Source organism: Paenibacillus sp. Marseille-Q4541 (assembly GCF_018310695.1).
GTDB lineage: Bacteria > Bacillota > Bacilli > Paenibacillales > Paenibacillaceae > Paenibacillus.
On the sequence record NZ_JAGXCY010000008.1, the window covers coordinates 79,767 to 92,734 of the forward strand.

The following is a 12,968-nucleotide window of genomic DNA, read 5'->3' on the forward strand; positions in this document are numbered from 1 at the left end:
TCTTCACTTAACCGTCGGCAGCATTAGACATCCAATTTTTTGAGCGGTTCGGACGCAGGGCCTTCCATAACAGTTCCATCGTAAGAATAACGAGACCCATGACAAGGGCAATCCCAAGAACAATCACCCGAATTCCATTCTACTTCACAGCCAAGGTGAGTACAGGTTCGGTCAACGAGATGAACTTTGCCTTGAGGATCTTTATATGCACCTGCCCGCTTGCCTTCATGCCATACAACGGATCCTTCACCTGCTTGTAGATCTTCCAATTTAGGATGTGTCAGATCTACTTTTCCAGTAATGAATTCCTTAACCACATTCAAGTTTTCTTTGATGATATTTTTGATGGAAGGATCTGCTGTGAAACGACCGGGGTCATAAAGTTCTGCATAGGGATTGCTTCTTTTCATGACGAGATCGGTAAGAAGTCGCCCAGCAGTCGTTCCCGTTGTCATTCCCCATTTGGCGTATCCGGTTCCTATAAATACACGATTATAAGCGCCGCCAATAGGTCCAATAAAAGGTACTTTATCTACGGTGATCAGATCCTGGGCGGACCAGCGGAAATAGACCTTTTTTACACCGAAGTGCTCACCGGCAAATGTAAGAAGTTCCTCATAATGCTCATGTGTGCTAATCCCTTGTCCTGTCTTGTGGTTCTCCCCGCCGACAATGAGCAAGTCTTTGTCTTTATAACGAACAGAGCGCAGGGAACGGCCTGGTGCATCCACACTAATATACATATCCCCTTCGTAGGATGTTTCTGGCTCTACTGCAATGGCGTAAGATCGTTCCGCATGCATGCGCGCTAAGTATAGTCTTGGATCATGAAAAGGAAAATGACTGGCTACCACTACATGTTTGCTCGTAATATGGTGACCTCCATTTTCTAAAAAGACCTTTACATGATCGTCATTTTCCTCTAGATTAGCAGCGGTTGTTTTTTCATAAATTTGCACACCCAACCGGACAAGCTCTTCTGTCAATTTCTTAAGATAATTTAAAGGATGGAAACGTGCCTGATTCGGCAGGCTGATGCCACAAACAGAAGGTACGGGAATAGGGAGGCGGTCATGCCATACCCCGGGAATACTGAGCTGCTTATAAGCATCATATTCATCTTTCATTTTCTGAAGTTCTTTCTCATCTTCCGACTGAAGATATATGTATGCATTCTCCTCGCTGAGCTGACAGTCGATCTCCATTTCTGTAACAACACTGCGGATAAAACGAAGAGCTTCTTCGTTAGCTTCGTAATATAGTCGCGCCTTTTCAAGGCCAAAATGTTGCAAAAGTTCGTTATAGATTAATCCATGCTGGGAAGTGATTTTGGCTGTTGTATGTCCGGTTGTTCCGTTTAATATGAATCCAGCCTCAATTAGGGTAACCTTGTACCCTTCTTTGGCGAGAAGATAAGCCGTAGTAATACCTGTAATGCCGGCCCCAACGATGGTAACGTCGGTCACCAAATTTTTACTTAGTTTTTTAAAGGTAGGCAGTGAAATGGTATCACGCCACAACGATTTAGGTGTTTTTGGCAGCTCTGAAGCAGACCAAGGTTCTATATGGTGATTCACAACAAAAAACCCCCTATTCAATGGTTCAGCTGGAAACGTGTCTTATTTTTCAATTATTACCACCTGGCCATGAATAGAAACGCAATGACTGGAAACATTTTAGAGAACCCTACTTGTTTAGGAGCGGTAAGTTATTTTGCGAAGGACCCATTCCGCGGGACCCGTTTTAAATTTGTGGAGATATAAATAGCTGAAGAAAGCAAGCAAAGCATAGATTAGTAGCCCTAGGAGGGTACCGGAAAAGACTCCGAGCTGGCCAGCCATGCCTAGCTTCTCCTTAGAAATAAAATAGATGAGTTTTGTTACATCAATGCTCACTATATCATGAGGGAAAGAACTGCAGCATAAAAAAACAGGCATATGTAATATGATTTTTGTCCTATGAATTTGGAAGTGAAGCACTTATAATGGAATTATCTAAAACGTTTTAGTAAATCGATTAATAGAAATTGAAAGCGATTCATATTTGATCATCTAATGGTTTGGCCAAGTAGTAAATTCCGTGATTAAAGGAGAATGAAGACATGACAAAAGCGATACAATTCCCGTTTCAGGATACAGAACTTGATTTGGATTTACGTGTAAAAGACCTAATCTCAAGACTTACCCTTGATGAAAAAATAGAGTCTATGTTGCAATATCAGCCTGCTATTGAACGACTTGGTGTAGGCGCTTACAAACATGGGACAGAAGCTGCACATGGACTAGCATGGCTTGGAGAAGCAACGAGTTTCCCTCAGCCAGTCGGTCTGGCTCATACGTGGGACCCTGAACTTATGGAAGAGATCGGTTCTGTCATTGGTGATGAAGCAAGAGTCTTCTATAAACGAAATCCGGAAGTGAACGGGCTTACCCTTTGGGCTCCTACCGTAGATATGGAACGTGATCCAAGATGGGGACGCAATGAAGAAGCCTACGGAGAAGATCCTGAACTCACGGGCGAACTGACAGCAGGTCTAGTGAAAGGGATGCAAGGCGATCATCCTAAATATTATAAATCGGTAGCAACGCTGAAACACTTCTTGGCTAACAATAATGAAGTGGATCGTGGCAGCGGTTCTTCGAGCATTGATCCAAGGAATATGCGGGAGTATTATTTAAAAGCATTTGAAAAGCCTTTCCTGAAAGGCGGAGCCCAGTCTATGATGACGGCTTACAATTCCATTAACGGGACACCGGCATTGCTACATCCTTTTGTGAATGAAGTTGTCAAAGGGGAATGGGGGATGGATGGGTTTATCGTCAGTGACGCGGGCGATGTCATGGGGATACATAACGACCATAAGTATTACGATTCCCATACACCGGGTGTGGTGGAGTCTATTCTAGCTGGTATTGATAGTATTACCGATGATGCAGACTTGTCCAAGAAGGCGATGAGAGAAGGTCTCCTAATGGAGACACTCACAGAATCGGATCTGGATCAAGCACTGTTTAACACCTTCCGTGTACGCTTCAGGTTGGGCGAATTTGACCCTGCTGAACTAAATCCGTATGCCTCCATCGGGGAGGAATCCATGATGACGGAAGAAGCAAAGGCTTTATCGCTGAAAGCAGCAAAGAAACAAATGGTTCTGCTCAAAAATGAAAATGACACGCTGCCACTGAACAAAGAGAAGCTGCAAAGCGTAGCGGTCATCGGCGAACTTGGAGGCGTTGTTCTGCGAGATTGGTATGCAGGTACTCTCCCGTACAAAGTAACTCCGCTCGAAGCAATCCAGAAGAAGCTTGCTGGCAAACAAGTATCTTACAGTGATGCTAATGATCGTATTACGCTCACTTCTGCTGCTAACGGCAAGACACTTGGTGTGCTGGACGGGGAGAAACCGCCCGTTGTCGCTAACGGAAGAACCGAGACCTTTATGTTATCGGACTGGGGATTTGGCAGTGCTACACTTCGTGCCGAATCAAACGGGAAGCTCCTGACCTCCGATGAAGAGCAGTTGACGGCATCGGCTGAGGAAGCATACGGCTGGTTCGTAAAAGAAATTATTCACCTCTTGCCACAAGAAGATGGAACAGTAGGACTGACTACGTGGAATAATAAAAAAGTAACGGCTCCAAACGGAGGCAATGCAGCTCTAGCCGTCAATGAAACGATGAATGAGTTCGGAACAGAGGAGAAATTTAAGCTTGAAGTGCAATCAGATGGAATTGCCGAAGCAGTTTCAGTAGCCAAAGCTGCTGAAACGGCCATCGTTTTTGTAGGGAATAACCCGCTGATTAACGGAAAAGAAGAGATCGATCGTCCAAGTCTTGAACTTCCAGCATCTCAGCAGCGTCTCATAGAAGCTGTCTATGCTGCAAATCCGAATACCGTGGTTGTTGTTGTTGGGGCTTATCCATTTACAATGAACTGGGTACAAGAGAACATTCCTGCGATCGTATATACGTCTCATGCAGGACAGGAACTAGGGAATGCAGTTGCTGATGTGCTATTTGGAGATTATGCACCGGCAGGCAGACTGAATATGACATGGTACAAATCCGAAGATCAGCTTACACATATTAAGGATTACGATATTATCAAATCGGAAAGAACCTATCAGTATTTTAAAGGAGACGTTTTGTATCCTTTTGGTCATGGTTTGACTTACGCTTCTTTCAAGTATGATCACCTCAAACTGAATAAGAGTGAATTTAGTGAGGAAGATTTTATTACAGCAAGTGTTGATATTACGAATGAAAGTCAGGTTGCGAGCGAGGAAGTGGTTCAGTTCTATATTCGCGCGAACCAGTCTCGTGTGAAGCGTCCGCTCAAAACGTTGAAAGGGTTCCGCCGTATTTACTTGGCGCCAGGAGAAACGAAGGCCGTTACGTTTGAATTAGCAGCTACTGAACTTGCTTTCTGGGATGTAACACGCAGCAAGTATTGTGTTGAGTCAGGCAGCTATCGTCTTCTAATCGGAAAGTCTTCCGCTGATATCCAAGTTTCTACTGATATTCAGGTAGAAGGAGAAGTGATCCCAGCCCGGAATTTGGCACTGGAGACACGTGCGGAGAATTATGATGACTACAGCGGTGTAGATTTGGACGAGAGCAAGGAAAGCGGAACTTGTGTGCGTGCTGTAGAGGAGACTAGCTGGGTGCTCTACCAAGGTGCTGATTTTGGGCAAGAAGCCATCGGTTTTACGGGCCGTGTGTCGAGTGAATTTACAGAGTCTATGATTGAGATTCGCCTTGGTGCTCCAGATGGAGTTCTTGCGGGTACGATAAAAGTGGCAGCCAAAGGGGTACAAGGCTGGCAAACTGTATTTACTCCGCTCGTAGGAGCGGTAGGGGAGCAAGATGTGTATATCGTTCTATCGCTAGGTGTACGATTGAGTCGGTTTACCATTGCATAAGTAAGTCACAATTTTTCCATCTTAATGGATATGGATTGCAGAGAGCAGTGTACTGTCCGGTATTTATGACCGGACAATACACTGTTTTTTTGTTATATGAACGAATTCATTTGTTAATTTGTCATCACACTGTATCCTAAATGTTACATTTTGCTTTTTAGAGGTCGATATATTATGCATGTACGTACTATTTGGTGGGGACTTCCACCTATGAAAGAGGTTATCCATGGAACTGGGACATATCCATAATTCTTATGATCGGATGTTCGTTTTTTTCTCGTATGTAATAGCTGTCTTTGCTTCCTACAACGTTTTGAATCTGGCAAAAACTATTAGTTATTCCAAAGGAAAGAGTTATGGACTTTGGCTATTGTATGGTGCTGTAGTAATGGGGATGGGCATATGGTCTATGCATTTTGTCGGTATGCTGGCGAGTAATTTTACCATCCCTGTTTCTTATAATTTGAACACCATTATTATATCTGTCGTAGTTGCTATCGTTGCTTCTTTTATTGCCCTCTACATTGTTGTCCATAAGAAACTGTCCAAGATAAGACTGCTGGCGGGGGCTTCACTCTTTGCGATAGGGATCTCAGCAATGCATTATATCGGAATGGCGGCTATCGAACTTAAGGTGTCTTATGACCCCGTATACTTCATTCTGTCCATCATGATCGCCTTTGCGGCATCTATTACGGCATTATCGTTATCTTTTTATTTTTTGGAAGACAAGAAGTACGGAGACGGATGGAAGAAATTTGGAAGTGCTCTACTCATGGGTGCGGGTATTAGTGGGATGCACTATACAGGTATGGCAGGAGCCCACTACGAACTGAAGCATGGACATGAGCCTGTAGGGATATTGCTTGAGCATGAATGGCTTGCTTATTTTATTACAGTGGGTACCTTAATTACGCTAGCCCTGTCTATGCTTGGACTGTATATATCAAGACGTTTTTTGAGTCAGGAAATGGCGAAGCAAGAAAATGAGAAGTGGTATAAATCATTGTATGCAAATAATCAGGACGGCATTATTTCTATCAATTCAGATCATATCATTATCGGGTTCAACCCTGCAGCTGAAAAAATTATGGGACTGAATGAAAAAAGCTATAAATATCGTTCTATCGGCTCGATCCTGCCTATTTTTGTAGCGGATCAGCATGAATATTTAAAAGCAATGTATCGTCGTTCCTCCAAAGGAGAGTTCCTTCGTTATGAATCGGCCATTTATCTTGAAAGTGGACATAAAGTTGATTTGAATATGGTGAACGCACCTGTCCTTGTAGACGGAAAAGTAATGGGAAATTACATTATTGCGAGAGATGTGACCGAGGAAAAGAAGGCGAAGGAAAAAAACCATTTTCTAGCCTTTCATGATGAGCTCACTGCGCTGCCGAATCGAAGAATGTTTAATCAGGCTTTATCGGAGTTGATTAAAGAGCGGCAGTCTAAAGGGGATTCTTTTGCCGTCATGGTCATGGATATGGATCGTTTCAAACTTATTAATGACTCCCTTGGACATATTTATGGTGATTTGTTCTTACAGCAGCTCAGCGACCGTATTCGGCGAAGCTTAGAAGATGAAGAAGTAGTCATCTCTCGTATGGGGGGAGATGAGTTTGCCATTTTACTGAAGGATAATATCGGTGAAGAGGAAGCTACGGCTATGGCAGAACGGCTTCTTATGACGTTGGGGCAGCCTTATTATCTTAATGACAATGAATATTATGTGACGGCTAGTATTGGGATTGCGGTTTACCCGGGACATGGTATCGATGCTGTACAGCTGCTAAGAAATGCGGACATGGCGATGTATGAGGTGAAGAAGCAAGGGAAAAATGGATTTCTCTTTTTCTCCAGTGAAATGAATTCACAAATCCTTGAGCGAGTTGAACTAGAAGGGGAAATACGTAAAGCGATCGAACGGAGGGAATTTGAACTTTACTACCAGCCCCAGTTCCGCGCAGAAGATGCACGCCTTATCGGAGTAGAAGCGCTGGTTAGATGGATTCATCCGGTGAAAGGGGTTTTGTCCCCAGCGATATTTATACCGGCCGCCGAGGAGACCGGACTTATTACACAACTTGGTTCCTGGGTGCTTCGCGAGGCTTGCCGGCAAATGTATGAATGGCACGAAGCCGGGGCTCCGCGTATTCCCGTATCGGTCAACCTGTCGTCTCAGCAATTTTATCAACCCCATCTCACACGAGATATTAAGCAGATTTTGGAGGAGACGGGGCTTCATCCAGAGTATCTGGAACTGGAAATTACAGAGAGCATGATGATGGATGCTGAAATATCTAGTGAAATTTTGACCGAGTTATCTAGCCTAGGGATACGTATTAGTCTGGACGACTTTGGAACAGGATATAGCTCTCTTAGCTATTTGAAAATGTTCCCGATTAACAAACTGAAAATTGATCGTTCTTTCATCCAGGATATTGCTGTAAATGATAATGACAAAGCGATCGTGGCCACCATTATATCGATGGCCCAGCATTTAAATATGAATGTCATTGCAGAGGGGATTGAAACCAAGGATCAGCTGGATATTTTGATTGAGAATGATTGCAGCGAAATTCAGGGTTATTATTACAGCCGTCCCCTGCCTGCTCAGGAGCTGGCTTCAGCTTTTTTGGGCCCGCTCTATATGAAGGTAAGTCTTTCCTAGCTAGACAGGAGATTTGGTGCAGGAGACAATTCCATTTATTTCTCATGGTTCTGTAACTTATTTGCTTCTCGTACGTTTTACTTTAGGTGATCTATGGGAATCGGCGAATGAAAGATTGCTTATGTGAACATGGAATACGGGAAAGGAGCTTGACGAATACATGCATGTGCCACTGCAATATGAAGAATGGTCAGAGTCAGAGAAACGAGTGGTGAGAGCGTTAACTCAGATTCAAGTGCCGCAGGAAGAACTTTTTGTAAGAAAACTAGTGAATGCCACGGTCATAAGAGGTCATTTGTACGAACATACCGCAAACGAATCCGAAGATGGTTATCGTCACCTCATTTATGCCCAGCAGTTCAATACGGAACAGTACAGTTACGGAAAAGCATTATATGAGGCTACTTTTGATGCCTACCGAGTGTCCAGTTACCTCGCGTGTGAATATGTATTATGGAATGGCCGGGCATTTAAAGAAACGGAGCTTACTTTGTCTGTTTCGTCTCCTTTAGAAATAGCAAAGCTTTTGCTGGATCACCTTATTGTACATCGTGATGAAACCTATGAAATGGTATACTCTACGTTTGACTCGGATCGGGGTATCGTCATGATCTATTTAAAGAGAGGTGATTTCTAGTATGGATCATCATGGAAATGAACGCTCAATGGCTGAACAACCTGAGCGGAAGAAAAAGAGTGCCCAAAAGTGGGTGACCTTTTCCCTGATGCTGACCTTGCCTGTAGCACTCGCTGGGTGCAGCAGTTCACAGGAATGCGTGGATAACAATAATGATGGTTACTGTGACAACTCCAGTGGGGGAACAGGTGGTGGATACTACTACGGTGGCGGCAAAACTTCTTCTTCCTCTTCCAAAGGCTCGTCAAGTTATAAGGCAAAGTCCAGCTCTAAAGGATTTGGCAGCGGCGGCATATTTGGCAGTTCTGGAGGTTGATGAAGTGAATCGAATCGTACAACTAGAGAGAGAACGTGATGAAGTATTTACGAAAGAGGTCGAGCAGCATATCCCATACCATCGTATGTACGGTAAGGAATACTGTTTGCCACAAGTGACCCTTTATGCAGAAGAAGAGATCGTGAGGTTAAAGTATGCTTCCGAGATGCTGGATTCGGTATATATGAGAACATTGCGGTTTGCCCAGCGTTATTTGCCTGACGCTTTTTTAAATCAGCAACTGGGTATCCATGCTGCACTGATTCCCGCTGCGCGGTTGGAGGTTCCTGGACATGGCGTTTCTAGACAGGACTATATCATCCAGCCTGACGGCTCAATGAAGTGCATTGAGAATAATACAGATACGCCGACGGGTATGCCTGAAGCTTCTTATCTGGCTCAGAAGATGATCTCTGAGCACGCCGAAGGCTTTGGGGCAACGACGGTGGAGATGCGTCTGCATATCCAACAGGCTTTTGGAGCATTACTTACACATTATGAACAGGCTGGACTGACCGGTACGGTCGCTTTTACCTGTTACGACTGGCATCTCGAAGACAGATGCAACACCACTTATTTGATGGAGATTGTCCGGGAGATGGGATATAAGGTACTGTACGCACCTCTGTCTGAGCTTGAGATTATAAAGGATGAAGGGCTGTATTGTCAGGGAGAGCGGATCTCAGTGCTTTATCGGTTATATCCTCTTGAATATCTTGTCAATGATGAAGCTGAAGATACAGGGGAGCGGGTAGGGGAATGGCTGCTTGACCTCGTTACACAGGGGAAACTTGCGCTTATTAACCCGGCACAAAGCATTATTACCCAGAGCAAGGGGTTCATGGCACTGATCTGGTCGCTGTTTGAGCGTCATGATGAAGCAAGCGAACTGCTAGAGGAACCATTGTTCACAAGAGAAGAGATGCAGGCCATCTCTGAATTTATGTTGCCGACCTATTATGATCCCGTACTATTTCATCAAAATAAGGTGCCTTATGTGGCCAAAAGTTACTGGGGCCGCGAAGGGAAAGGCACTTCTCTCTTTCATGCCGATGGAACACTCCAAGAGAGTGAATGGGGGCAAAGTGAGGATGAAAACCGTGAGGATGTACAATCCTACTATGGACAACAGCCGGTCATTTATCAGAAGCGCTGTACGATGGAATCAGTCGAAGTACATAGAGAAGAAGGTCTATATACCGGTTATTTATTGACAGGCGTTTATGTAATCGGTGGTCATTACAGTGGGTTATTGCCACGCGTAGGTGGCCGGATTACGGGGGACATGGCTTATTATTGCCCGGCCGCTGTTCCCGTTTCCGGTACAGGTGAAAAGGAGGAATAATCGTTAATGAATACTCTTGGAATAGATTTGCTGAATGTGGCAATTGGAATTGTGCTCATACTTATTATTTTACTTGCAGGCTATTTTCTGTTTAGTAAAGTTACCCGTTTTGATGACGGGAAGGAAATTAGGGGAGGAAATGAAGCTGCCGGTGTATATATGGGCAGCAAACTGCTCGGACTTTGTATTATCGTAGGAATGGTTTCGTTAAGCTCTCATTCCTGGGCAGACATGATTATTTGGTCTGTGGTAGGGATTGTAGTTCTCATCCTCGTATATCTTATCTTTGATTTCGTTACGCCAAATATTAAAGTATGTGAAGAAATTGAAAAAGGAAATATGGCCGTAGCGCAGCTGCTTCGTTCGATTATTATTGGCGTTTCCATTGTTATAGGAACGTTTCTGATGTAACGAAAGTGGAGGATGGATGAAATAAGGCTGGATTGGCCCTGAGATTCGTAGAGGCTCAAGAAAACAGTGATTAGAACTGTTTTCTTGAGTCTTTTTTTTTGTTGTAGGGACGTAGTTACCTCGTAATTATCTTTATAGACGTCAGGCATGATGGTATATATTAACGTAACGTGAAGGTTTATACTAGTGACATAATAAAGGGGGCATGACCATGGCTTTACTGCAAATCAAGGAAATCTCGGAGCGTCTTCAAATATCAGCGAGAGCGATTCGTTATTACGAAGAAAAGGGACTCATCACTCCTGAAAAGCAGGAGAGCAGTGGATATCGTTTGTTTACAGAACAGGATGCGGCGAGACTCCAAACCATTGTTTCCTTGAGAGAGGTAGGCATGTCTCTGGAAGAGATCGGACGAGTACTTGCACAGATGGAGGAAGGGGACAGCGAGGATGTTTTGCATCATCTGGAACTGCAGAGAGCCGTTTTGTTTTCCCAGATGATTGAAATCAGGCAATCTATTGAAACGACAGATCGAATTATCGCAAGGGGGAAGGAGCAGAAAAAGCTAGCATGGGACGATATTTATGAGTGGACTGCCAGTCTTAAGCAATCCAAACAGCTGCGGTCCAACTGGCAGGATCACTGGAACTATGATTCCTATGCTGCTCTTCATGATGAACGGGTGGGAGGAGAGCGAAGTCAGCAGGAGTATGGGGCTTACCCCAGTTATCCCTTTGCATTACATCGGGTACTCGAAGTGGTCAATCCGCAGAAGGGTGAAAAGGGGGTGGATCTTGGCACAGGGACGGGGAATCTGGCCGCTCTTTTTTTGGAAAGGGGGCTAGAGATGAAAGGGTTGGACCAGTCCATTGCTATGCTGAGAGAAGCGGAGCGTAAACATTCGGGATATGAAGTGAGGTTGGGCAATTTTTTGGCGATACCTTATGAGGATCATCAGTTTGATTTTGCGGTAATGAGCTATGCCCTTCATCATCTTACAGAAGAACAGAAACGGCTAGCTCTTCTTGAGATCAAGCGGATCCTGAAGCCGCACGGACGAATCGGCCTTGTTGACTTTATGTTTGAGGATAGGCAGGCACGAGAGCATTATGTTCGGACGCTAAGAGATGAAGGGAGAGAGGATGTCATAGCAGACATGGAAAAGTCCCATTATGCCGATCGCGCTCAGTTAATTCACTGGTTTGAAGAACATGGATATGTGACCAAGGTAGAAGAAATCCATAAACGACTTCATTTCATCTATGCTGTTCCTGCGCGAGGACATTTATAAAAACAAGTTGACCTTCACGCTGCGTTACGCGTTACGCTTCTTGCTAGACAAAGGAGGTAACGATAGATGAGAATGAAGATTGAGAATGCCTGGCTCGTTACGATGGAAGGAGAAGAACTTCCTTATAAGGGAGATCTACTTATTGAAAATGACCGGATTATCAAACGAGGCGACTGCTCGGCAGATGCGGCTGATGAAGTGATGGATGGTACCGGATTTGCCGCGATGCCTGGGCTTGTTAATACCCATCAGCATAGTCCGATGAGCTTGCTGCGGGCTTTTTCTGATGATCTGAAACTAATGGATTGGCTAGATCAGAAAATGTTGCCTGCGGAAGCGAATATGACGGAAGAAGATATCCGTGCAGGCGCTAGGCTGGCCATGGCAGAGATGATCAAATCTGGAACAACGACTTTTGCTGATATGTACATCCACATGAATACCATCGCGGAAACGGTGGAGGAAATAGGAATGAGAGCCTCCCTAACGAGAGGGCTAGTATTCCTCGAACCGGATGGTGGGGTAAGAATGACGGAGGCGCTTCACTTGATTGATCGCTGGCATGGAAAGGCGGAAGGGAGGATTACGACTATGTTTGGCCCACATGCCCCGTACACCTGTCCGCCGGATTCTTTAAGCTATGTGATTGGACTTGCCAAAGAGCGAGACCTCCCCATTCATATTCATTTGGCCGAAACGTTGGAGGAAGTAGCTTCCCTGCAGGCGAAATATGGCCAGACCCCTACGGAATATTTGCATTCACTTGGACTTTTTGAGCAATGTCATGTCCTGCTCGCACACGGTGTGCATCTCGCGGAGTCCGATATTCAGCTGCTGAAAGGATTGCGAGGCGGCGTGTCCCACAATCCGGTAAGTAATCTGAAGCTCGGATGTGGCATCGCCCCTGTTCATAAGCTACTGCAGGAGGGCATAACTGTAGGGCTTGGTACAGATGGGGCGGGAAGCGCGACGACCCTCGATCTGTTTGAAGAGATAAAAGCAGCGACATGGATGCAAAAACTGCAATATGGCGATCCAACCATTCTGCCTGCAAAAGAGGTGCTGAAGATGGCCACCCTATATGGTGCTAAGCTTCTGCAACTGGATCACGAGATCGGTACTTTGTCTCCAGGTAAGAAGGCAGATATCATTCTGGTGGACTTGAACAAACCGCATCTGGCACCGCTGCATCAACTCGAATCACTCCTTGCTTATGGTGTAAACGGAGCAGATGTAGATACTACGATTGTGAACGGAAAAGTTCTTATGTACCGCCGGAAATTACTGACGATTGACGAGGAGGCATTGCTTGACGATGTCCAGAGCCGGTCTGAACGTATCGTGAAAGGCGTCTAGGCTAAAAAGTCCGCTGC

General features: G+C 44.8%; 10 protein-coding genes. 8 read left to right on the forward strand and 2 right to left on the reverse strand.

What is annotated here, in order from left to right; genetic code table 11:
- Nucleotides 1-23: 23 nt before the first annotated feature.
- Nucleotides 24-1,577: an FAD-dependent oxidoreductase gene (locus tag KFT32_RS11535; protein WP_349304896.1), complete on the reverse strand. Its 1,554-nt coding sequence runs from the start codon at nucleotides 1,575-1,577 to the stop codon at nucleotides 24-26.
- A gap of 117 nt (nucleotides 1,578-1,694) precedes the next feature.
- Nucleotides 1,695-1,937, reverse strand: a complete 243-nt coding sequence (locus tag KFT32_RS27440) for a DUF418 domain-containing protein (RefSeq protein ID WP_283246428.1) — start codon at nucleotides 1,935-1,937, stop codon at nucleotides 1,695-1,697.
- Nucleotides 1,938-2,101: 164 nt separating this feature from the next.
- On the opposite strand from KFT32_RS27440, the gene KFT32_RS11545 reads away from it, so the two are divergent.
- From KFT32_RS11545 to KFT32_RS11580, 8 genes are all read left to right on the forward strand, one after another.
- Nucleotides 2,102-4,921: a glycoside hydrolase family 3 protein gene (locus KFT32_RS11545; RefSeq protein ID WP_211747357.1), complete on the forward strand. Its 2,820-nt coding sequence runs from the start codon at nucleotides 2,102-2,104 to the stop codon at nucleotides 4,919-4,921.
- A gap of 226 nt (nucleotides 4,922-5,147) precedes the next feature.
- Nucleotides 5,148-7,595 (forward strand): EAL domain-containing protein, encoded by a 2,448-nt coding sequence (locus KFT32_RS11550; protein WP_249435824.1) that lies wholly within the window; start codon nucleotides 5,148-5,150, stop codon nucleotides 7,593-7,595.
- Between the two features lie 160 nt (nucleotides 7,596-7,755).
- A complete protein-coding gene (locus tag KFT32_RS11555) occupies nucleotides 7,756-8,232 on the forward strand; it encodes a hypothetical protein (protein WP_211747358.1) in 477 nt (158 codons plus the stop codon).
- Between the two features lies 1 nt (nucleotide 8,233).
- On the forward strand, nucleotides 8,234-8,548 hold the full coding sequence (locus KFT32_RS11560; RefSeq protein WP_211747359.1) for a hypothetical protein: 315 nt from the start codon (nucleotides 8,234-8,236) through the stop codon (nucleotides 8,546-8,548).
- A 4-nt stretch (nucleotides 8,549-8,552) separates the two neighbouring features.
- Nucleotides 8,553-9,893, forward strand: a complete 1,341-nt coding sequence (locus KFT32_RS11565; RefSeq protein WP_211747360.1) for a glutathionylspermidine synthase family protein — start codon at nucleotides 8,553-8,555, stop codon at nucleotides 9,891-9,893.
- Between the two features lie 6 nt (nucleotides 9,894-9,899).
- The gene (locus KFT32_RS11570; RefSeq protein WP_211747361.1) at nucleotides 9,900-10,304 is read left to right on the forward strand and encodes a DUF350 domain-containing protein; all 405 of its coding nucleotides are present in this window, start codon (nucleotides 9,900-9,902) and stop codon (nucleotides 10,302-10,304) included.
- A gap of 211 nt (nucleotides 10,305-10,515) precedes the next feature.
- Complete coding sequence (locus KFT32_RS11575; RefSeq protein WP_249435825.1) at nucleotides 10,516-11,595, forward strand: MerR family transcriptional regulator; 1,080 nt, start codon at nucleotides 10,516-10,518, stop codon at nucleotides 11,593-11,595.
- Nucleotides 11,596-11,661: 66 nt separating this feature from the next.
- On the forward strand, nucleotides 11,662-12,951 hold the full coding sequence (locus tag KFT32_RS11580; RefSeq protein ID WP_211747362.1) for an amidohydrolase family protein: 1,290 nt from the start codon (nucleotides 11,662-11,664) through the stop codon (nucleotides 12,949-12,951).
- The last annotated feature ends 17 nt before the right edge of the window (nucleotides 12,952-12,968 follow it).

Bases quoted from the DNA above. Each gene is read 5' to 3' on its own strand.
- KFT32_RS27440 (WP_283246428.1), bottom strand. From the start codon at position 1,937: ATGCCTGTTTTTTTATGCTGCAGTTCTTTCCCTCATGATATAGTGAGC.
- KFT32_RS11545 (WP_211747357.1), top strand. From the start codon at position 2,102: ATGACAAAAGCGATACAATTCCCGTTTCAGGATACAGAACTTGATTTG.
- KFT32_RS11560 (WP_211747359.1), top strand. From the start codon at position 8,234: ATGGATCATCATGGAAATGAACGCTCAATGGCTGAACAACCTGAGCGG.
- KFT32_RS11580 (WP_211747362.1), top strand. From the start codon at position 11,662: ATGAGAATGAAGATTGAGAATGCCTGGCTCGTTACGATGGAAGGAGAA.
- KFT32_RS11575 (WP_249435825.1), top strand. From the start codon at position 10,516: ATGGCTTTACTGCAAATCAAGGAAATCTCGGAGCGTCTTCAAATATCA.
- KFT32_RS11550 (WP_249435824.1), top strand. From the start codon at position 5,148: ATGGAACTGGGACATATCCATAATTCTTATGATCGGATGTTCGTTTTT.
- KFT32_RS11555 (WP_211747358.1), top strand. From the start codon at position 7,756: ATGCATGTGCCACTGCAATATGAAGAATGGTCAGAGTCAGAGAAACGA.
- KFT32_RS11570 (WP_211747361.1), top strand. From the start codon at position 9,900: ATGAATACTCTTGGAATAGATTTGCTGAATGTGGCAATTGGAATTGTG.